General features: G+C 74.0%; 15 protein-coding genes. 6 read left to right on the top strand and 9 right to left on the bottom strand.

What is annotated here, in order from left to right:
* Positions 1-52: 52 nt before the first annotated feature.
* Positions 53-1069, top strand: a complete 1017-nt coding sequence (locus ACZCLJ_RS18940; protein WP_251150386.1) for a LacI family DNA-binding transcriptional regulator — start codon at positions 53-55, stop codon at positions 1067-1069.
* A 67-nt stretch (positions 1070-1136) separates the two neighbouring features.
* Here ACZCLJ_RS18940 and ACZCLJ_RS18935 read toward each other — a convergent pair whose 3' ends face one another.
* The gene (locus tag ACZCLJ_RS18935) at positions 1137-4817 is read right to left on the bottom strand and encodes a proline dehydrogenase family protein (RefSeq protein WP_463104892.1); all 3681 of its coding nucleotides are present in this window, start codon (positions 4815-4817) and stop codon (positions 1137-1139) included.
* Positions 4818-4869: 52 nt separating this feature from the next.
* On the opposite strand from ACZCLJ_RS18935, the gene ACZCLJ_RS18930 reads away from it, so the two are divergent.
* The 3 genes from ACZCLJ_RS18930 to ACZCLJ_RS18920 all read left to right on the top strand — a co-directional run bounded on the left by ACZCLJ_RS18930 (position 4870) and on the right by ACZCLJ_RS18920 (position 8010).
* On the top strand, positions 4870-5676 hold the full coding sequence (locus ACZCLJ_RS18930) for a helix-turn-helix transcriptional regulator (protein WP_463104891.1): 807 nt from the start codon (positions 4870-4872) through the stop codon (positions 5674-5676).
* On the top strand, positions 5673-6479 hold the full coding sequence (locus ACZCLJ_RS18925; protein ID WP_463104890.1) for an aldo/keto reductase: 807 nt from the start codon (positions 5673-5675) through the stop codon (positions 6477-6479). Before ACZCLJ_RS18930 ends, ACZCLJ_RS18925 begins: the two co-directional genes overlap by 4 nt.
* A 151-nt stretch (positions 6480-6630) precedes the next feature.
* A complete protein-coding gene (locus ACZCLJ_RS18920) occupies positions 6631-8010 on the top strand; it encodes a Glu/Leu/Phe/Val family dehydrogenase (protein WP_463104889.1) in 1380 nt (459 codons plus the stop codon).
* Positions 8011-8047: 37 nt separating this feature from the next.
* Here ACZCLJ_RS18920 and ACZCLJ_RS18915 read toward each other — a convergent pair whose 3' ends face one another.
* Complete coding sequence (locus tag ACZCLJ_RS18915; RefSeq protein WP_251150391.1) at positions 8048-8878, bottom strand: tryptophan-rich sensory protein; 831 nt, start codon at positions 8876-8878, stop codon at positions 8048-8050.
* Positions 8879-9002: 124 nt separating this feature from the next.
* Here ACZCLJ_RS18915 and ACZCLJ_RS18910 point away from each other — a divergent pair, with 124 nt between their 5' ends.
* Positions 9003-10892 carry a M48 family metallopeptidase gene (locus tag ACZCLJ_RS18910; RefSeq protein ID WP_463104888.1) on the top strand — a complete coding sequence of 630 codons (1890 nt, stop codon included), beginning with the start codon at positions 9003-9005 and terminating at the stop codon, positions 10890-10892.
* 128 nt (positions 10893-11020) lie between these two features.
* On the opposite strand, the gene hemQ is transcribed toward ACZCLJ_RS18910, so the two are convergent.
* Together hemQ and ACZCLJ_RS18900 are read right to left on the bottom strand one after the other, a co-directional pair.
* Complete coding sequence (gene hemQ / locus ACZCLJ_RS18905) at positions 11021-11755, bottom strand: hydrogen peroxide-dependent heme synthase (RefSeq protein ID WP_463104887.1); 735 nt, start codon at positions 11753-11755, stop codon at positions 11021-11023.
* Positions 11756-11789: 34 nt separating this feature from the next.
* On the bottom strand, positions 11790-12998 hold the full coding sequence (locus ACZCLJ_RS18900; protein WP_463104886.1) for a ferrochelatase: 1209 nt from the start codon (positions 12996-12998) through the stop codon (positions 11790-11792).
* 282 nt (positions 12999-13280) lie between these two features.
* Between ACZCLJ_RS18900 and ACZCLJ_RS18895 the strand changes: the two genes are divergently transcribed.
* The gene (locus ACZCLJ_RS18895) at positions 13281-14579 is read left to right on the top strand and encodes an alkaline phosphatase (RefSeq protein WP_463104885.1); all 1299 of its coding nucleotides are present in this window, start codon (positions 13281-13283) and stop codon (positions 14577-14579) included.
* 163 nt (positions 14580-14742) lie between these two features.
* Here the strand turns inward: ACZCLJ_RS18895 and ACZCLJ_RS18890 are convergent, their stop codons facing one another.
* The 5 genes from ACZCLJ_RS18890 to ACZCLJ_RS18870 form a co-directional block, all read right to left on the bottom strand.
* Positions 14743-15825 (bottom strand): carbohydrate ABC transporter permease, encoded by a 1083-nt coding sequence (locus ACZCLJ_RS18890; protein WP_463104884.1) that lies wholly within the window; start codon positions 15823-15825, stop codon positions 14743-14745.
* Positions 15822-16697 carry a carbohydrate ABC transporter permease gene (locus ACZCLJ_RS18885; RefSeq protein ID WP_251150601.1) on the bottom strand — a complete coding sequence of 292 codons (876 nt, stop codon included), beginning with the start codon at positions 16695-16697 and terminating at the stop codon, positions 15822-15824. Before ACZCLJ_RS18885 ends, ACZCLJ_RS18890 begins: the two co-directional genes overlap by 4 nt.
* A gap of 263 nt (positions 16698-16960) precedes the next feature.
* Entirely contained in the window at positions 16961-18361 is a 1401-nt protein-coding gene (locus tag ACZCLJ_RS18880; protein WP_463104883.1) for an ABC transporter substrate-binding protein, read from the bottom strand.
* Between the two features lie 90 nt (positions 18362-18451).
* On the bottom strand, positions 18452-20113 hold the full coding sequence (locus ACZCLJ_RS18875) for a glycoside hydrolase family 13 protein (RefSeq protein ID WP_463104882.1): 1662 nt from the start codon (positions 20111-20113) through the stop codon (positions 18452-18454).
* Positions 20114-20495: 382 nt separating this feature from the next.
* Positions 20496-21527 carry a LacI family DNA-binding transcriptional regulator gene (locus tag ACZCLJ_RS18870; protein WP_463104881.1) on the bottom strand — a complete coding sequence of 344 codons (1032 nt, stop codon included), beginning with the start codon at positions 21525-21527 and terminating at the stop codon, positions 20496-20498.
* Positions 21528-21689 lie beyond the last annotated feature (162 nt).

Here is a 21689-nt window from a genome sequence, read left to right as displayed (position 1 = left end):
GTCGCGGCCCGCCCCCGGGCCCGTCACGGCAAGGACGCGGGATACTGGTCGGATGAGCACTCCGAGCATCGCCCCGACCTTGGACGAGGTGGCCCAGGCGGCGGGGGTCTCCCGGTCGACGGCGTCGCGCGCGATCAACGGTGGTCTGCGCGTCTCCCCCGAGGCACAGGCGGCGGTCGACGCCGCCGTCGCCGAGCTCGGCTACACGCCGAACCGTGCCGCACGGTCGCTCGTGACGCGCCGCACCGACTCGATCGCGCTCGTGGTCCCCGAGCCCGACGAGCGCATCCTGACCGACCCCTTCCTCGCCGGCACGATGCGGGGCGTGAGCGCGGCGCTCGGCGGCACGGACCTCCAGCTCGTCCTCCTGTTCGCCCGCCCGGACGAGCAGCCCGGCCGGATCGTGCGCTACCTGCGCAGCGGCCACGTCGACGGCGCGATCGTGGCGTCGCACCACCGCGACGACGAGCTCGAGGAGGCGCTGCTCGCGACGCGCCTGCCCGCGGTGTTCGTCGGTCGCCCGTTCCGGCCGACGCCCGACCTCGTGTACGTGGACGTGGACAACGTCGAGGGCGGGCGGCTCGCCGCCCGGCGCCTCGTCGAGGCGGGGTGCCGCAGGATCGCCACGATCGCCGGTCCGCAGGACATGACCGCGGGCGTCGACCGGCTCACCGGCTGGCGCGAGGTGCTGCGCGACGCCGGACTGCCCGACGACGCCGTCGAGGTGGGCGACTTCGCCGCCTCGGGCGGGGCTGCTGCCATGGAGCGGATCCTCGCGGACCACCCGGACGTCGACGGCCTCTTCGCCGCGTCGGACCTCATGGCCGAGGGAGCGATGCGCGTCCTCGCCCAGCACGGGCGCAGCGTCCCCGGCGACGTCTCCGTGGTCGGCTTCGACAACCTCGCGAACGCCGCGACGACCTCGCCGCCCCTGACGACGGTCCAGAACCCGATGGTCGAGATGGTGCGCAACGCGACGGACCTCCTGCTGGACCTCGTCGCGCACCGCTCGGACGAGGTCAGCTCGTGCGTGCTCTCGCCCGAGCTCGTGGAGCGCGCCTCGGTCTGACGTCGCCGGGAGGTGCCCGGGCCACCGGGCACTCCCCCGACGCGCCGGGATCCTCCCCGACGGGGCGTCAGCGTCGCACGTGGCCGTACCGGTGCGTCGTGCGGCTCACGGCCTGCTCGTGGAGCACCGTGAGCAGCTCGCGCCGACCGCTCGCGACGACGGGGTGGTCGAGCACCGTCACGTCGCCGACGCGACCCGCCGCGGCGTCGTGCAGCCCCGGCGCCGTCCCGACGACGCGGACCCGCCCGTGCACGCGGCCGTCGGCCACGCGCGCGGCGAAGTCCTCGTCGGTCACCTCCACGGCCCGTGAGGCCCCGGGCGCCCCGGGCGCGGGGACGACCACGACGGGGACCCCGGCGGTGCGCGCGGCGTGCAGCACGCGCTCGACCTCGACGGCCGGCGCGTCGGACCCCGCGCGCACGGTGAGGAGCTCGACCGGCCGGTAGCGGAAGACGTTCGACTCGGCCTGCAGCCCCGAGGGGTCGTGGGCGGGCGAGAACTCCCGCGCCCACCAGCGCGCGTCGTCGGCGCTCGCCCACGCGAGCCACCCCTCGGGCGAGACGTCGCGCGCGGGCGGGAGGCCGTCGTCGGGCGCGTCCTGCGGCTGCGTGAGGTCGCTCGCGACGTCGTCGTCCCACCGGCCGAGCTGCGCCACGTAGTTCGGTCCGCCCGCCTTGGCACCGGGGCCGACGGCCGACTGCTTCCAGCCGCCGAACGACTGGCGCTGCACGATCGCGCCCGTGATGTGCCGGTTGACGTACGCGTTGCCCACCTCGACGGCGTCGAGCCAGCGCACGACCTCGTCGTCGTCGAGGCTGTGGATGCCGCCCGTGAGGCCGAACGGCACCGCGTTCTGCAGCGCGATCGCCTCGTCGAGCGTCGCGGCCGTCATGATGCCGAGGACGGGCCCGAAGTACTCGGTGAGGTGGAAGGCCGACCCGGGCCGCACGCCCTCCTTGAGGCCCGGGGTCCAGAGCCGGCCGGTGCCGTCCTCGCCCGCGTCGAGGCAGCGCGGCTCGACGAGCCACGACTCGCCCTCCTCGAGCGTCGTCAGCGCGCGCAGGAGCTTCCCGGACGCGGCCTCGGTGAGCGGGCCCATGGTGGTCGACAGGTCGGTCGGCGGGCCGACCACGAGCGAGCGCACCGCGTCGACGAGCTGGCGCCGCACGCGCCGCCCCGTCTCGGTGGCCGGGTCGCCGGCCGACCCGACGAGGATCGCGAGCGACGCGGCCGAGCACTTCTGCCCTGCGTGGCCGAACGCCGAGCGCACGAGGTCGGCGACGGCGAGGTCGAGGTCCGCCGACGGCGTGACGACGAGCGCGTTCTTGCCCGACGTCTCCGCGAGGACCGGACGCTCCGGCTTCCACCGCGCGAAGAGCTGGGCGGTCTCGATGGAGCCGGTCAGCACGACGCGCGCCACGCCGTCGTGCGTGACGAGGTGGGTGCCGAGCTCGTCGTCGGGAACGCGGACGTACTGCACGACGTCGTCGGTCGTCGGTGCGCCGGGTCCGGCGCCCGGACCGTCGACGAGCCCGGCGGCGGCGAAGGGCGCGGGGTCGGCCGCGACGGCGTCGCGCAGGCCCGCGTGGATCGCGTCGACGGCGACCTCGAGGCAGCGCGGCGTCGGGGGCGCGGGCTTGGCGATCACCGCGGACCCGGCCGCGAGCGCCGCCAGGACGCCGCCGACGGGGATCGCGACGGGGAAGTTCCACGGTGGCGTGACGAGCGTGACGCCGTCGGGCGTGAACCGCGCCCCCGGGTACGCGCCGGACGCGGGGTCGAGCTCGACGGCCCGGTCCGCGTAGTAGGCGGCGAAGTCGACGGCCTCGCTGACCTCGGGGTCGGCCTCGGCGACGGTCTTCCCGGGCTCGTGCACCATGGCGGCGACGAGGTCGGTGCGCGCCGCCTCGAGCCGCCGGGCGACGGCGCGCAGGGCGGCGGCGCGCGCGGCCGGGGCGACCCGGGACCAGGCCTCGGTGGCACGGCCTGCGCGCGCGACGACGTCGTCCGCCGCGTCCGTGGTCGTGAGCTCCGGCGTCCGGACGGGCACGTACCCGCTGCCCGATCCGGTCACCCGCCGTGCCCAGGCGCGGTGCTCCGCGACGGCCGGATCGGTGTCGGGCGCGTTGCCGAACCCCGGGTTGTCGCCCGATCCGGTCTCCGATGGCGACACGAGCCGGGGTTCGGCAGGCGCACGGTGCCCGACGGCGGACGGCACCTCCGCGCGCGAGCGGCGGCGCGGCGTCACGTCGGCCTCGGAGTGGTGGACGCCGTGGTGCACGGACGCGCGGAACGCGTCCGCCTGCCGGCTCATCGCGCCGCCTCGCGCACCGCTCGGTGCACCGTCGGCCGACGTGCCGCCGGCAAACATCGCGTGGAGGAAGTTCTGCTCGGCGGCGTTCTCCTCGAGGCGTCGCACGAGGTAGGAGATCGCGACGTCGAAGTCCTCGTCGCGCACGACCGGGGTGTACAGCACGACCCGGCCACCCCTGCCCGCGTGCGGTCCGACGTCCACGCGGTCGCCGGCGACCTCGTCGCGCACCGCCCGTGCCTCGCCCGGCGCCATGCCCTGGAGCATCTCGACGTCGAGCGCGTGGCTCACACCGCGCGCCCTCCCGAGCAGGACCGCGAGCGCGACGTGGAACAGGTTGTGGCTCGCGACGCCGACGCGCACGGCGTCGGTCCGGGGCGCTCGCAGCGCGTGGTCGAGCAGGCGCGCGTAGTTCGCGTCGACGTCGGGCTTGGTCGGGTACGGAGCCAGGGGCCACCCGTGGAGCTCGGCTTCCACCGCCTCCATCGCGAGGTTCGCGCCCTTGACGAGCCGCACCTTGACCGGCGCCCCGCCTGCGGCGACACGCTCGGTCGCGAACGCGGTCAGCCCGTCGAGCGCGCCGAGGGCGTCGGGCAGGTATGCCTGCAGGACGATCCCGGCCTCGAGGTCGCGGAGCTCGTCACGGCCGAGGACCGCCCGGAAGACCTCGGTGGTCAGCGCGAGGTCGCGGTACTCCTCCATGTCGAGGTTGAGGAACACGCCGTGGTCGCGCGCCGCGCGGTACAGAGGCAGCAGCCGCTCGACGACGCGGTCGCGCGACCCCTCGAGGTCCCACGTCACGAGCTGCGAGGCGACCGACGACACCTTGACCGACACGTAGTCCACGTCGGGGCGCTCGACCAGGGCGATCGTCCGCTCGAGGCGCGCACGCGCCTCGTCCTCGCCCAGCACCGCCTCGCCCAGGAGGTTGACGTTGAGCGCGTACCCCTCGGCCCGCGTCCGGGCGAGGTGCGCGCCAAGCCCCTTCCCGGCGTCGGCCACGAGGTGTCCGACGAGCTGGCGCAGGCGGACCCGCGCGGCCGGCACCACGACCGACGGCAGCACGGGCGCGACCCCTGCCCCGACACGCAGGAGCGTGCGGTCGACGGGACCCAGGAACGAGCCCGCGCTGCCCGCGAGCTCGCCGAGCCGCGCGAGGGCACGGGCCGCGACGCGCGCGTCGTGAGGGCGCGCGACGTCGTCGACGAACCGGACCGCGAGCTCGAGCCCGGCCGGGTCCGAGACGAGCGCACCCAGACGCTCGGCCGTACGACGCTCGCGGGACTGCGTCCGCGCGTCGCCCGGGCTCTCGGTCGCGCCGAGCCAGCGGCGGGCCAGCGCGACGGCGTCGTCGACGAGGTCCTCGGGCGAGATGATCGTGGTGCCGGCAGCGTCTCCGGGGGTGGGGAGTGGCCGCGTGGTGGCGTCGTCGCTCATCCCCCCAGCGTGCCTCGCCGCGCGCGACCTGTCTTGTACGATCCGGGACGACATGGCACGCCTCCGCGACAACGACGACCCGCTCCGGCACCCCGCCGGCACGGCGACCGCGGACGCGCTCCTCGCGGCGCTCAGCCCGGCGATGGTCGCGCTCATGGACGAGCTGCCCGACACGATGTTCTGCGCGAAGGACGTCACCGGGCGCTACGTCGCGGTCAACCCCGTGTTCGTCGCGCGGACGACCGAGCGCTCGCGCCGCGACGTCGTCGGGCGGCGCGCCGGAGACCTGTTCGTGCCGCAGCTCGCGGAGCGCTACGAGCAGCAGGACGCCGAGGTGCTGCGCACGGGCCGCCCGCTGCGCGGCGAGCTCGAGCGCATCCGTCGGCTCGGCGGCACGTCCGGCTGGTTCCTCACCGCGAAGCTGCCCGTGCACGACGGCGCGGGCCGGCTCGTCGGGCTCGTGTCCGTCTCGCACGACCTGCGGGCGGGCGCGGCCGACGACGCGACGATGGCCTCGCTGTCCGCGCTCGTCGCAGCGGTCGAGGCGGACCTCGGCGCGCGCTGGACGACGGACCTGCTCGCCGCCGCGGCGGGCTGCACGCCGTCGACGATCGAGCGTCGCGTGCGGCGGGTCTACGGCGTGACGCCGCGCCAGCTCGTCCTGCGCACGCGCGTCGACCGGGCCACCCGGCTCCTCGCCGCGCGCGAGGGGACGATCGCCGAGGTCGCGGCGGCGTCGGGGTTCTACGACCAGCCGTCGTTCACGCGCACGTTCGCGCGGCTCACCGGCGAGACGCCCGCGCAGTACCGCCGCCGGGTGGCGAGGCACGGCGTCGGGCGCGAAGACTGGTGCCCATGACGACAGGACCCAGCACCTCACGACCCGACCTCTCCGGCATCCCCACCGCGACGCTCCCCGGCGGGGACATCCCGCTGCTCGGCCTCGGCACCTGGCAGTCCGAGGGCGACGACGCCTACCGCTCGGTGCGCCACGCGCTCGACGTGGGCTACCGGCACGTCGACACCGCGACGGGCTACGGCAACGAGTCCCAGGTGGGGCGGGCGCTCGCGGAGTCGGGCGTCGACCGCGCCGCCGTGTTCGTCACGACCAAGCTCCCGCCGGACGCCGCGGGGAAGGAGCGTGAGACGCTCGAGGCGTCGCTGCGCGACCTCGGCACCGAGTACGTCGACCTGTGGCTCATCCACTGGCCGCCGTCCGGCGAGGCGTCGCCGTGGGTGTGGGAGCGGTTCGTCGAGCTGCGGAACGAGGGCAAGGTGCGCTCCATCGGGGTGAGCAACTACTCCGTCGAGCAGGTCGACATCCTCTCCGCGCAGGTCGGCGAGACGCCCGCCGTGGACCAGATCCCGTGGAGCCCCGCGGACTACGACCGGAAGGTGGCGTCGGAGCTCGCGACGCGCGGCGTGGTGCTCGAGGGGTACAGCCCCTTCAAGCGGACCGACCTCGACGCCCCGGTCCTGGCCGAGGTCGCCGAGGCGCACGGCGTCACGCCGACCCAGGTCGTGCTGCGCTGGCACCTCGACCACGGCTTCGTCGTCATCCCCAAGTCCGTCACGCCCGAACGCATCGAGGCGAACTTCCAGGTCACGGGCTTCTCGCTCACGCCCGAGGAGCTCGCGGCGGTCGACGCGCTCGGCGGCTGATCGTGCCTCGCGCGACCGGAACCGCCTCGCGGCTGCCGCCACGACACGGCCCGTCGGTCGCGGCGGGCTGCGTGTCCCACCGCCCGGGGTAGCGTGATCCCGGGCTCGGCACACCCCCGCCGAGCCCGGATCACCTCGAACCGGAGGACCAGTGACGACGACGTCAGCACCCCAGACGACCCTGCCCACCACGACGGCACCGCCCACCCCCGAGAGCTCGCCGCCCGGCCACGCGCGCGCCGCAGCGCCCGACGCCGGACCGGCGCGGCGCGCTCACCAGGAGCCTGACGTCGGGTCCGCCCTCGCGACCGCGCACGCGCAGCTCGCCGGCGCCGTCGGGTTCCTCGGCTACGACGACGGCCTGCACGAGATGCTCGCGACGCCGCGCCGCGAGGTGAACGTCGCCGTCCCGCTGCGCCGCGACGACGGCCGCACGGTCCTGTTCCACGGCTACCGCGTCCAGCACAACGTGTCGCGCGGGCCCGGCAAGGGCGGGCTGCGCTACTCCCCCGGGGTCGACCTCGACGAGGTGCGCGCGCTCGCGATGTGGATGACGTGGAAGTGCGCGATCGTCGACCTGCCGTACGGCGGTGCGAAGGGCGGCGTGACGATCGACCCCCGCGAGCACTCCGACGCCGAGCTCGAGCGCGTCACGCGCCGCTACACGTCGGAGATCATGCCCGTGATCGGGCCCGAGCGGGACATCATGGCGCCCGACATGGGGACGAGCGAACGGACCATGGCGTGGGTCATGGACACGTACTCGGTGAACCAGGGGTACACGATCCCCGGCGTGGTCACGGGCAAGCCGATCACGGTCGGCGGGTCGCTCGGGCGCACGACGGCGACCTCGGCCGGCGTCGTGCACGTCACGAGCGCCGCGCTGGCCGAGGAGGACGCCGACCTCTCGGAGATCAGCGTCGCGGTCCAGGGCTTCGGCAAGGTCGGGTCGCACGCCGCGGCGATCTTCGCGGCCCGCGGGGCACGCGTCGTCGCCGTGTCCGACCAGTACGGCGGCGTGCACGACCCGGACGGCCTCGACGTGCGCGGCCTGCTCGAGCACGTGGCCGCGACGGGCAGCGTCGTGGGGTTCGAGCGTGGCGAGGCCGTCGACAACGACGCGCTCCTGGCGCTCGACGTGGACGTCCTCGTGCCGGCTGCGGTCGGCGGCGTGCTGGACGAGGACGCCGCCGGACGCGTCCGTGCGCGGTGGGTCGTGGAGGGTGCCAACGGCCCGACGACCGCCGAGGGCGACCGCGTCCTGGCGAAGAACGGCGTGACCGTGGTGCCGGACGTGCTCGCGAACGCGGGCGGCGTCGTCGTCTCCTACTTCGAGTGGGTGCAGGCCAACCAGGCGTACTGGTGGACCGCGCAGGAGATCGGCGAGAAGCTCGAGCACCGCATGCAGCACGCGTACGACGAGGTGTCGTCGTTCGCGCGGCGCGAGGAGCTGAGCCTGCGCGACGCGGCGCTCGTCATCGGCGTGCAGCGCGTGGCGGAGGCGCACCAGATCCGGGGTCTCTACCCGTAGCCCTCGAGCAGGCTTGTCGACGCCGTCGGGCCTCGGCTCAGCCGCGGCGGCGCACCAGGACGGCTCCGATCGCCGCGACGAGCGCGACCGCCGACGCGGCGACGGCCGCCCACGCGACGGTCGTGTCCTCGAGCGGACCCGTGAACCGCCCGACGGCGACCCACGCGAGACCCCAGGACATGGCGAGGCCGATCCCGAGGGCGAGCGCGCGGCGTCGGGCGGTGAACGCCGCCCAGGCCACGGCGAGCACCGCGGCGAGCGCGACCAGGACCACGGACCATCCCGTGGCGCCGAGGCCGAGCTCCCCGACCCCGGCGTCGGAGAGCGTCGCGGCGACGTTCGCGAGCGTCGCGACGCTCACCCAGCCGGTGTAGAGGCCGACCGTGCCGTCGAGCACGACGGCCTGGACCCGGCTGTCGGGCGTGCTGCGGACGAGGCGCACGACGATCACGGCGAGGACGGCCAAGAGCGCCGCGATCACCGCGACGCTCGCCGCGAGCCAGCCGGCCTGGACCACGCCGATCCATGCCGCGTTGAGCACCATCGAGGCGAGCACCCACCACGCGGTCGCGCGCAGGCGCGGCGTCGCAGCGTGGCGCGGGAGCACCTGGTACACCGCGAACACGAAGAGCCCGAGATAGATCACGGACCAGATGCGGAACGCCGGGTTGTCGGGCGCGACCGGCGTCGCGTCGGCCGACAGCGCTCCCCCGGCGGTCTGCTCGACGGCGGTGCCGCCGAACGCGCCCGCACCGTACGCGGCGGCGCCGGCGGCGACGAGGGAGCCGACGAGCACGACGACCTGGCGGACCCGGTCGGTGGTCGTCGGAGGGACGGTCAGGGACGAGGAGGCGGCGGCTGTCGTCATGCCTCCAGCCTGACATCACTCAGCATGCTGAGCATCTTGGGGAGAGGCCCGGTGGACGGCATTCGTCCCGTGACTCCGGGGACCGCTAGTATCCGCGCCAGATCGCCGCACAGGTGCGGCGCACGTGAAAGGCACGCCCGTGACCACGACCCTGCGCGCAGCGCTCTCGGTCCTCCTCCTCGTCGGTTTCTACGTCCTCGCGCTCGGCGCCGTCGTCGGCCTCGGTGCCGCCACCGTCTGGGCCTTCTCCGAGCACGCCGGGGCCGGTGCGGCCAAGATCGGCTTCCTCACCGTCGTCGTCGCGATCGGCATCCTCGCGGCCCTCTGGCGGGTCGCCCGCGCCGAGAAGCACCCGCCGTCGGGCGTCCTCCTCGACGAGCGCGACGCCCCCGAGCTCTGGGCGACCGTGCGCGAGCTCGCGCAGGTAGCCGACACGCGCCCGCCGGACGAGATCCGTCTCGTCGCGGAGGTGAACGCGGCGGTCAACGAGGAGACCCGGCTGCTCGGCCTCGTCGGCGGGAACCGGCGCCTGTTTCTCGGCGTCCCCCTGCTCCAGGGGCTCGACGCGGCGCAGCTCCGGTCGGTGCTCGCGCACGAGCTCGGGCACTACTCCCGCTCGCACACGCGCCTCGGCCCTCTCACGTACCGCGGGCGCGAGGCGATGGTCGCGACCGTCCAGCAGCTCCAGGGCAACGTGGTCGGATGGCTCCTCAAGCAGTACACGAAGCTGTACCTGCTGGTCTCCGCCGCGGTGAGCCGTCGCCAGGAGCTGGAGGCCGACGAGCTCTCCGTCCGTGCCGCCGGCCGGGCGACCGCACAGTCCGCGCTGCGCGAGCTGCCCGCGCTCGACGCCGCGTGGGGCTTCTACGGCGCGCAGTACGTCGGCCTCGGGTGGGACCACGGCTACGCCCCCGCTCCCACCGACGTCTTCGACGGCTTCTCGCGGATGCTCCACGCCCGCGCCGAGGAGATCTCGACCCTCCGTGCCGGCGCCCCGCCCGCCGAGCAGTCGCGCTGGGACAGCCACCCGTCGATCGCGGCCCGCGTCGCGGCGATGGAGAGGATGCCGGACGTCGTGGTCACGCGTGACGACCGGCCCGCGACCGACCTCGTCCCGGGGTTCGCGGCGCGCGCGACCCAGGTCGCCGAGGAGCAGGTCGACTACGGCTCACGGGCACGGCTCGGTTGGGACGCGCTCGTCGCGACGACGATGCCGCTGCACGACCAGCGGGTCGCCGACACGCTCTACCGCGCCGTCGGTCGCGCCGCGGGCACGGGCCGGGGCAGCCTCTCGACGCTCCTCGACGTGGTCGACGCCGGTCGCCTCGACGCCGTGCGACGCGACCTCGTGCCGAACCTGCCGCTCGACGAGGCGCGCGAGGAGCTCGTCGCCGCGACGTCGGCCGCCCTGCGGGCCGCGGCGGTCACGTCCGGTGCCGCGTCGTGGCAGCCGTCCTGGACCGGGCCGGCGCGCCTCGTCACGCCCACCGGCGAGGAGCTCGACCTGGACCCGGTCGCGCGCGAGGTCCTCGACGGCGCCGGCACCACGGCGGCTCGCGAGCACCTCGTCGCCCTGGGCGTCGACGTGACGGCCGCGGCACAGGTCGGCGAGACCGCGACCGCCCACGGCGGCGAGATCGTCGGCGGGCTCGCCAACGTCAAGGTCGACGGCGCGCCCCACGACGTCCTCGTGCTCGACAACGGGCTGATCCTCGTGCCGTGCCCGAAGAAGACCGAGGGCGGCAGGTCCCGCCTCGTCGGCCTCGTGCAGTCCGCTCCGGTGGACCGGCTCGCGGCCGCCCACCGCTTCCTCGCCTACGAGCAGATCGCCTCCGCCGTCGTCCGCAAGGTCACGCCCGCGCGCGTCGACCTCACGCTGCACGACGGCGCGACCGTCTCCCTGCACGAGACCTGGTCGGGCGAGCGGCTCACGAAGGACAGCGACGAGGCGCTCGTCGCGTACGTCATGCCGTACGTGCGCGAGGACCAGCCCGACGCCGTCACCGCCGGCTGAGCCCGCGCCGTCGGGCTCCGCAGCCGGCGCGCGCGGGCGCGAGACGCCCGGACCCGCCGTCGAGGACGACAGGGGTGCCGCTGTCCCGTGGGACAGCGGCACCCCTGTCGTTCCAGAAAGTTCCGGGGTCAGGCGAACGGCTGGCGGTCCGCCCACGCGGTGAGGGTCGTGCGCGGCCCGGTGAAGAACGGGACCTCCTCGCGCACGTGGCGGCGCGCCTCGGTGTTCCGCAGCTCGCGCATGAGGTCGACGATGCGGTGCAGCTCGTCCGCCTCGAACGCGAGGATCCACTCGTAGTCGCCGAGCGCGAACGACGCGACGGTGTTGGCGCGCACGTCCGGGTAGTCCTTCGCCGCGAGGCCGTGGTCGCGCAGCATGGTGCGGCGCTCGGCGTCGGGCAGCAGGTACCAGTCGTAGGAGCGCACGAACGGGTAGACGCTGAGGTAGTCGCGCGGTGCCTCGCCCGCGAGGAACGCCGGGACGTGCCCGCGGTTGAACTCCGCGGGACGGTGCAGCGCGACGTTCGACCACACGGGCTCGAGGTGGGCACCGAGCCCGCTCTGCCGCAGGCGCTGGTAGGCGCCCTGCACGGACTCGACCGTCGGGCCGTGCCACCACACCATGAGGTCCGCGTCCGAGCGAAGTCCCGCGACGTCGTACCAGCCGCGGACGACGAGGTCGCCGTCCGTCGCGGCCGGGTCGTCGCCGCCGCCGACGGCGTCGAGCGCCCGCGTGACGAGCGCGGCCCGCTCCTCGGGGTGCGCAGGCAGGGGCGCCGCCGTCGCGAACACCGACCACATCGCGTAGCGGATGGTCGCGTTGATCTCGTCGTGGTCGGCGGGGACGCGGGCGGCGTCGCTCATCGGGGATCCTCTCGGGTGGCCGGGTGCCGGCGGGTCAGCTGTGGATGTCGGTGCTGCAGAGCGCGGGGACGCCGCTCGGCTCGCCGTCACGACGCAGGCAGCAGCCGGGCGCGCACACGGAGCGGAAGGCCGGCAGGTCGCCGACCGTCGCCTGCTCGACGTCCTCGCCGCGTGCCATCGCCGCGCGCTCGACGAGCAGGTCGACGAGGCCCCGCACGAACGGCTCGCGCGTACCGACGGTGCCGGCCCGGACGGCCGTCATGCCCAGCTTCTCCGCGGTCTCGAGGGCCTCCGTGTCGAGGTCGTACGCGACCTCCATGTGGTCGGAGACGAACCCGATCGGCGACAGCACGACGTCGCGCACGCCGTCGGCCGCGATCGCCTCGAGGTGGTCGTTGACGTCGGGCTCGAGCCACGGCTGGCTGGGCGGGCCGGAGCGCGAGCAGTAGGCGAGGTCCCACGCGACGTCGTGACCGAGGCGCTCCGAGACCTGCTCGACGATGACGCGCGCGAGGTCGAGGTGCTGCTCGGAGTAGGTCGCGAGCGCGATGCGCGACGCCGCCTCCATGGTGTCCGGGATGGAGTGCGTGACGAACACGAGCCGTGCGGCCGCGCCGTCGCCACCCTTCTCGGCGAGCGCCGCGTAGCCGTCGAGCACCGCGTCGACGTTGGCCTGCGCGAAGCCCGGGTGGTTGAAGTAGGAGCGCACCTTGTCGAACCGGACCCCGGTGGAGCCGCTCTCGTCGAGCTGCCCGCGCTTCTCCAGCACCACGGCGAGGTCCTCGCGGTACTGGCGGCAGCCCGAGTACGACGAGTACGCCGACGTCACGAGCGCGACGGCGCGCTCCGCGCCGAGCGCCTCGAGCTCGGTGATCGCGTCGTCCGTGTACGGCTCCCAGTTGCGGTTGCCCCACACGACGGGGAGCTCGACGCCGCGGCGCGCGAGCTCGTCCTCGAGCGCTGCCTTGAGCTCGAGGTTCTGCTCGTTGATCGGGCTCTTGCCGCCGAACCCGTAGTAGTGCTCGCCGACCTCCTCGAGACGGGCGTCCGGGATCCCCTTGCCCGCCGTGACGTTGCGCAGGAAGGGCACGACGTCCTCGGGCCGGTTCGGCCCGCCGAACGAGTAGAGGAGCAATGCGTCGTACGGGCGGAGATCGGGGGCCGCGGTCGCGGCGGCATCGGCACGGGGCGAGGGGACGCCGGCAGGGGCGGCAGCGTCGTCCTGGGGGGAGAACGGGGGCATGGTCTCGATCATGGCACCTGGAGCCGGGCCCGCCCGCCGGGAAGCGGACGCGACGGACGTGACATTGACCAGACACCGTGTCACCTTCCCGGAGCCGGCCCGGACACCCGGCGCCGGCGTCCCGAGTTGTGGGCGCCCCGCCCGCACCTAGCGTGGGTCGGGTCGACGGCGAGGACGCCGTCGGCGCCGGCCCACGGACGACGGTGCCTCCCACCGCCGCGTCCCCCGGAGATCCCGGCGGGCGCACGGGCCGACGACGCCGAGAGTCTCGAAGGAGAGCTCATGGACGCACGACGCACCACGATGAGGTCAGGCGCCGCAGGGATCGCCGCGGGGATCGCGCTCGCCGCGGTCCTGCCCCTGGGCGGTGACGGCGACCGCGGCGGCGGCCACGGCCGCCCGGACGACCGCGGCGGGAGCGACCGGGCCCGCAACGTCATCTTCATCCAGGGCGACGGTCTCGGGCTGTCGCACCGCGAGGTGATCCGGCTCGCCACGGTCGGCAAGGACGGTCAGCTCGCCATGGACTCGCTCGAGCACGCGGGCTGGACGACGACCGACTCCGCCGACCCCGAGGAGGCCGTCACCGACTCCGCCGCGGGCGCGACGGCGTTCGCGTCGGGCGTGCGGACCTACAACGGCGCGGTAGGCGTCGACGCCGCCGGGAACCCCGTGCCGACGCTCCTCGAGCGGGCCCGCAAGGCCGGCAAGGCGACCGGTCTCGTCACGACCGCCCAGGTCACCGACGCGACGCCCGCCGCGTTCGGCGCGCACGTGCCCGACCGCGGCGACCAGAGCGAGATCGCCCGGCAGTTCCTCGAGAACTCGCGGCCGGACGTGATCCTCGGCGGCGGCGAGGACTGGTGGCTGCCCGCGGGCGACCCCGGCGCCTGGCCCGACAACCCGCCGAAGGACCCGACCGAGCAGAGCAAGGGCACGGAGGGGGACCTCGTCGCCCGCGCGCAGCAGCTCGGATACACGTACGTGAGCGACGCCGAGGGCCTCGACTCCGCCGGGCGGGGCAAGCTCCTCGGCCTGTTCGCGAACGAGGAGATGTTCGAGCAGCGCAACGAGGGCGAGGGCGATCTCTACGAGCCCGAGGTCCCGCTCGTCGACATGACCGCCAAGGCGCTCGACACCCTGTCGCGCGACCGTGACGGGTTCTTCCTCGTGGTCGAGGAGGAGGCCGTGGACGAGTTCGCGCACCGCAGCAACGCGACGCGCACGATCCAGGCGGGGCAGGCGCTCGACGAGACGGTCGCGCTCGCGCTCGACTTCGCGGAGAGGAACCGTGGGACGCTCGTGCTCGTGGTCGGCGACCACGCCACCGGCGGCCTCGCCATCGAGAACGTCGACGACGAGGACGAGGGCGGCGAGGGCGCGACGGCCGAGGACGGCCCGTTCGACCTGGCCGGCTCCGACCTGCAGTTCACCGTCGACTGGACGACGGGCGGCCACACGGGCGAGGCGACGCCGCTCACGGCGCAGGGCCCCGGCGCCGAGCGCATGACCGGCGCGCAGCGCAACACCGACGTCCACGACGCGGTCCTGCGGGCGATGCTCGGTCGGGGCCGCGGCTGAGGCGACCGTCCCGCCGGAGCCGCGCGTCGCCGTCGAGCACGACGTGGCGCGCGGTCGAGAACGACCTGGGTGCCGTGATCGAGCTGGTCACGGCACCCAGGTCGTTCTCGGCACCAGCCCCGACCCCCTCCGACGCCCGACGCCCGGTGCCGGGTGCCCGGGGTCAGCCCTTGACCGCTCCCCCGAGGCCCGCGCCCTGGAGGAACATGCGCTGGAAGACGACGAACAGCGCGACCGGGATGAGCGTCGAGATGGCGAGCGACGCGAGGAACACCCCGAGGTCGGTCGTCGCCTCGATCGACGGGAGGCGCACCGAGAGCGGCTGGATGTCCGGGTCCTTGAGCACGAGCAGCGGCCAGAGGAAGTCCTTCCACGCCGCGATGACCGCGAAGACGGACACGACCCCGACGATCGGCCGCGACATCGGCAGCACGATCGACCAGAACAACCGGTAGGGCCCGGCGCCGTCGACGCGAGCCGCCTCGAACACCTCGCGCGGCAGGCTGTCGAAGAACCGCTGCACCAGGAGCACGTTGAACGCGCTCGCGCCCGCGGGCAGCCACACCGCCCAGAAGCTGTCGACGAGCGACTGCCCGAGCAGCGGCGGGTCGAGGATCGTCAGGTAGAGCGGCACGAGGAGCACGATCGCCGGGACGAACATCGTCGAGAGCACCAGCGCCTGGACGACCTTGCCGTACCGGGGCCGCAGGACCGACAGCGCGTACCCGCCCGTCGTCGCGACGACGATCTGCGCCGCCCACGACCCGACGGCCAGCCAGATCGTGTTGAGGAAGTACCGGCTGACCTGGACGTCGTTCCAGGCCTTGTCGAGGTTGTCCCACGCGATGCCGTTCGGGAAGACCGCCATGGGCGTGCGGAGGATGTCCTGCGTCGGGGTCACCGCGAACTTCGCGAGGAGGAGCATCGGCCCCAGGCCCGCGACGACGAGGACCACGAGCAGGAGCACGTGCGTCGAGCCCATCCCCCACCGGATGCCCGGGCGCCGCCAGTCCGCCACGGACAGCGCCCCGCGGTCCTCGACGCCGTCGAGCGCCCTGCGCCGGCGGACGCGCAGTCGGCGCTGCTCCGCCTCGCGGCGCGAGCGGCTCGCGTCGGCCGCCCGCCGGGCCGGGTCGCCGCGTTCCGGGCCAGCGGGTTCCGGACCGGAGGTGCCGGCCGCGGCGGCCGCGGAGTCCTGGGACACCACGCCGATCTCGCTCGGGTTGTCGGTGGGCGAGAGGGTCATGACGTGCTCCAGGACCGGGTGAGCCGGAAGTAGACCAGCGAGAAGACGGCCAGGACGGCCGCGAGCATGAGCGACAGCGCGGTCGCGGCGCCGTAGTCGCCGCCGAGGCTGTTCTGGAAGGCGTAGCGGTAGATGAGCAGCAGGACCGTGAGCGTCGCGTTGTTGGGTCCGCCGCCGGTGAACAGGTACGGCTCGAGGAACACCTGCGCCGTGCCGATGATCTGCAGGATCAGCGTGATGAACAGGACGCCGCGCAGCTGCGGGAGCGTCACGTGCCAGATCTTGCGCCACAGCCCGGCACCGTCGACCTCGGAGGCGTCGTAGAGCTCCGGCGGCACGCTCGTCAGGGCGGCGAGGTAGATGATGATCGTCCCGCCCGCTCCCGCCCACGTCGCCGCGAGCACGAGGGACGGCATCGCCGTCGACGCGTCCTGCAACCACGGGTACGGGCCGAGACCGACCCAGCCGAGGATCGTGTTGAACACGCCCGTCGGGCTGCCGCTGTAGAAGAACTTCCAGAGCAGCACCGCGACCACCGGCGGCACGACGACCGGGAGGTACGCGAGCGCCGAGTACAGGCCGCGCGCGCGGCGCACCTCGCGCATGAGGACCGCCGCCACGAGCGGGACCGGGTAGCCGAACAGCAGCGCGAGGAACGCGAAGTACACCGTGTTGCGCACCGCCTTCCACAGCAGCGGGTCGGCGAGCACCTGGCGGAAGTTGTCCAGCCCGACGAACGTCGGGTCGCTCACGAGGTTGGTCTCCTGGAAGCTCATGACCACCGCGCGCACGATGGGGAACCACGAGAAGAGCCCGAAGATCACGAGCAGCGGGAGCAGGAAGACGAGGTTGGGCAGCCCCCCGCCGCGCACCCACGTCACGGGGCTGCGGCGCCGGTCGGCACGACCGGCGCGTGGGGCGGGTCCGGGGGCACGGCCGGTCCGCGCGTGCGTCGCGCGGGGCGGTGGCGGCGGTGCGGTGGTGGCGGTCACGAGTGTCCTTCGCGTGCGGTGGAGGGTGCCCGACGACGGGAGGTGCGTCCCGTCGTCGGGCACCGGTGGGGTGCCGGTCCGACCGGTGGGGGGCGCCACCGGCCGGACCGGGTCGGACGGCCCGGTGCCGGCCGGGAGGTCGGTCAGCCCTGGTCGAGCAGGGCCTGCGCCTCGGTGTCCACGCCCTCGAGGAGCGCGTCGACGTCGGCGTTCTCGTCGGTGAGGACGGCCTGGACCACGGGGTCGAGCAGGGCGTAGATCTCCTGCGTCTTCTGCGACGGCTCACCGACGAGCGGCAGGTCGAACATCGTGTCGGTGTAGCCCGTCATCTGGTCGAGCGGCACGTTGACGAGGTCGGCGATCCACTCCTGGTTCTGCTCGTACTGCTCCTGCGAGAACATCGGCAGGACGGGCGTGCCCACGGGCTGGTCGTTCGCGACGAGCGTCTCCGCGTCCGCGACGGCACGGTCCTCGTCGACGAGCTTGGCGAGGTAGAAGAAGTCGATCCACTTCATCGCGGCCGCCTTCTTCTCCTCCGCGACGTCCGCCGGCATGGCTGCGAGCGTGCCGCCCGTGAGGACACCGGCGTCGTCACCCTCGAGCGGGAGCGCGGCGAGGCCGTACATGGCCGGGTCGATCGCGTTCGTCTGCACGAGCGCGGTGTAGACGTCGGAGCCCGACGTGTACATCGCGACCTGGCCGGCCGCGAACGCCTGGTTCATGGTGCCCCAGTCGAGCAGGAAGTTGCTCCCGAGGGAGTTGTCCTCCCACCGCATGGCCTGGAGCCACTCGAGCGCCTCCTTGGTCCCGTCGTTCGTGAGGGTCGACGTGGCCGTGCCGTCGTCGGCGACCTCCTGCGTGCGGCCGCCGCGGGCGAACGTGTTGACCGTGAGCTGCCAGCCGCCCGTGTTGTTCTGCGACATCTGCATGTAGCCCGCGACACCGGGGTTGGCGTCCGCGATCGTCTTCGCGGCCTCGCGGACCTCGTCCCAGGTGGTCGGCGGGTCGTCGGGGTCGAGCCCGGCCGACTCGAAGAGCTGGCGGTTGTAGTGCAGGCCGACGCCGTACACGTTCTTCGCGGGGATCGCGTAGACGTGGCCGTCGGAGCCCGTGCCCGCCTCGATGATGGCCGGGTTGAACTTGTCCGCGTAGGGCAGGGTGCGGAACTGCTCGTCGAGGTCCGCGAGCTGACCGTTCTCGACGAGGGTCTTGGCGTCGGTGAACGGGATCTCGAAGACGTCCGGCAGCGTGCCGCCCGCGAGCTGCGGCGCGAACGTCGTCGCCTTCCACTCGTACTCCTCCGGCACGACGTCGATGTCCGGGTTCGCGGCCTCGAACTCCTCGACCTGGGCGTTGAAGGCGTCGATCGCCTCCTGCTCGGAGCCCGGCAGGAGGGAGACCACCTTGAGGGTGACCTTCCCGTCCCCGTCCGTGCCCTCGTCGCCGTCTCCGTCGCCCGAGCCGCTGCTCGAGCACGCGGCGAGCGTGCTGATCGCGAGCGCCCCTGCGAGGGTGAGGGCGATCGCCTGACGTGTGGACTTCATCGTCACTCCTGTGTCCGGTGGTGCTGGGTGCGTGCTGGGTCGGGTGCGTGGTGCTGGTGCGGTGGTGCCTGGTCAGACGCTGCTGGGTGCTCAGAGCCGGAGCCACACCGCGGTGTCGGTCACGAGCCGCGCGGGTGCGTCGTCGCCCCCGTCGGGCTCGCTGCGGAGGAGGACCTGCGCGCCGGCGGGCAGCGGCACGTCCTCGGTGCCGAGGTTGACGACGCACGCGACGTCCCCCCGGGAGAACGCGAGCACGTCGTCGCCGAGCACGACGCCACCGAGGGTGTCGAGCCAGCGGAACGTCTCGTCGTGCAGCGCGCGCTCGGCCCGGCGGGCCGCGAGCACGCGACGGTAGAGGGAGAGCACCGACGCGTCGTCGTGCTCCTGGGCCTCGACGGACACCTCGCCCCACCCGGCCGGCTGGGGCAGCCAGGCCGCGGCGCCGCCGTCGGGCCCGAACCCGAACGTGGTCCCGCCGCGCGTCCACGGGAGAGGGACCCGGCAGCCGTCCCGGCCGGGGTCGACACCGTCCGAGCGGAAGTGCATCGGGTCCTGGATCGTGTCGAGCGGGAGGTCCTCGACCTCGGGCAGGCCGAGCTCGTCGCCCTGGTAGACGTAGAGCGAGCCGGGCAGCGCGGCGGTGAGCAGGGCCGCGGCGCGTGCCCGACGGCGACCGGTCGCCAGGTCGGTCGGCGTCCCGAAGCGCTTGCTGAGGAAGGCGAACGAGCTGTCCTCGCGGCCGTAGCGCGTCACGGGACGGGTGACGTCGTGGTTGGACAGGACCCACGTGGCCGGCGCGGAGACCGGGGCGTGGGCGTCGAGCGTCGTCTGGACGGACTCGCGCAGCGCCTTGGCGTCCCACGGGCGGGCCATGAAGTCGAAGTTGAACGCCGTGTGCATCTCGTCGGGGCGCAGGTACTGCGCGAAGCGCGCGCGGTCCGCGAGCCACACCTCGCCGATGAGGACGCGCGGCTCGTCGTAGGACTGCGCGACCGCGCGCCACGAGCGGTAGATGTCGTGGAGCTCGTCGCGGTCGACGTGCGGGTGCTCGCCGGGCGCCGGGTGCGCGGGGACGACGTCGGGCAGCGCCGGGTCCTTGACGAGCTGCGCGGCCGAGTCGATACGGATGCCCGCGGCGCCCCGGTCGAACCAGAAGCGCAGGATCTCCTCGTGCTCGCGGCGCACGTCGGGGTGGTTCCAGTTGAGGTCGGGCTGCTCGGGAGCGAAGACGTGCAGGTACCACTCGCCGGGCGTGCCGTCGGGGTTGGTCGTGCGGGTCCAGGTCGAGCCCTGGAACTCGGAGACCCAGTGCGTGGGGATCCCCGCCCCGTCCTCGCCCGTGCCGGGGTGGAACCAGAACCGCTCGCGCTCCGGGGCGCCGGGCTCGGCGGCAAGGGCCGCCCGGAACCACTCGTGCTCCGCGGAGACGTGGTTGGGGACGACGTCGACGATCGTGCGGATCCCCAGCTCGCGCGCCTCCGCGATGAGCTGCTCGGCCTCGGCGAGGGTGCCGAACTGGGGGTCGATCGCACGGTAGTCCGCGACGTCGTACCCGCCGTCGGCGAGCGGCGACACGTACCAGGGGGTGAACCAGATGGCGTCGACACCGAGGTCGCGCAGGTAGGGCAGGCGGCTCCGGACTCCCGCGAGGTCGCCCGTCCCGTCACCGTTCCCGTCCGCGAAGCTGCGCACGTAGACCTGGTAGATGACCGCGCTGCGCCACCACTCCTGGCCGGGCTGATCGTCGCTCACCGGGACCTCTTCCTCCTGGTCGGCGCTCCCGCTGCGGTGCGGGTGCCGTGCTGCGTGCCGCCGTCGCCGGTCTCCCGGCGTCGGGACGACCGTCGTCCGCGGGGCGGTGACTGCGTCGTCGAGCATGACAGTAACTAGCCGACAGAATTGACGCAAGAACCTGACACAGCCGTTATCGAAACGCTATCTTTTGACATCGAGGGGTCGACGACGCCTTGCGACGATCTCGGCAGCCGGGACCGCTCGGTGCCGAGCCCCGGGTTGTTGCGCTCTGACAGCACCGAGCGCCGCACGACCCCGGGTTCGCGCGCGGACCCGGGCAGAGGGGAGCGTGGGTGCGGTGCGGGGGTGCGGTGCGGGGTGCGGCCCGGTGCGCGCGGCGCTACGGCGCGATCGGCTCGCGCCCGGTCGAACGGGCCGCCGCGGTCGAGCGCCGCACCACGAGCTCGGGCTCGAACAGCAGCTCGTCGCGGGACACGTCGGCGCCGGCGATCATGCTCGCGAGCAGGTCGACCGCGGCGCGGCCCATCGGCTCGATGGGCTGGCGCACGGTCGTCAGCGCGGGATCGGTCGAGTTCATGAGGTTGGAGTCGTCGTAGCCCACGACGGACACGTCGGTCGGCACGTCGAGCCCTGCGCGCCGCACGGCACGGACCGCGCCGAGCGCCAGCGGGTCGCTCGCGCACACGATCGCCGTCGCCCCGGCCTCGAGCAGCCGGTTCGCCGCGGCCTGCCCGCTCTCGAGCGAGTACTGGCTGTGCGCGACGAGCGCCGGGTCGAGCCGGAGCCCGTTGCGCTCCGCGAACGCCTGCGCCGCGGCGAGCTTGCGCTCCGACGGCACGTGGTCCGACGGCCCGAGCAGCAGCCCGACGCGCTCGTGCCCGAGCGAGTACACGTGGCCGAGCGCCTGGTTCATGGCGACGAGGTCGTCGCACGAGACGCGCGGGAAGTCCAGGTCCTCGATCGACGCGTTCATGAGGACGACGGGCAGGCCGAGCTTCTCCAGGCGGCGGAAGTGCGCGTGGTCGGCCCGGCGCTCGGCGTAGAACCCACCCGCGAAGATGACGCCCGAGACCTGCTGGCCCAGGAGCAGGTCGATGTACTCCGCCTCGGTGACGCCGCCGGCCGTACGTGTGCACAGCACGGGCGTGAAGCCCTGCTGGGCCAGCGCACCCCCGATGACCTCGGCGAACGCCGGGAAGATGGGGTTGACGAGCTCCGGGAGCACGAGCCCGACCAGGCGCCCGCGCTCGCCGCGCAGCTTGGTCGGTCGCTCGTAGCCGAGCACGTCGAGGGCGGTGAGCACCGCGTCGCGCGTCGCCTGGGAGACGCCCGGCTTGCCGTTGAGGACGCGGCTCACCGTCGCCTCGCTGACCCCGACCTTCGTGGCGACCTCGGCCAGACGTCTCGACATGGCGCCGACTATACGCCGGCACGCAAGCGGCTTGCGTGAACGACCGTGTCGCGACGCATTCTTGCGCGGTCGCAGCGGTGGTCGGAGGTCGTCGGCCGCAGTTCTCGGAACCTCGGTCCGGTGGCCGCGGTTTCGTCCGTCCTGAGGGTGCGGCTAGGCTCG

It is taken from the genome of Cellulosimicrobium sp. So1_17, from assembly GCF_055181235.1.
The sequence above is the reverse complement of the archived record's forward strand: the minus strand, read 5'-3'. Positions and strand labels throughout refer to the sequence as shown.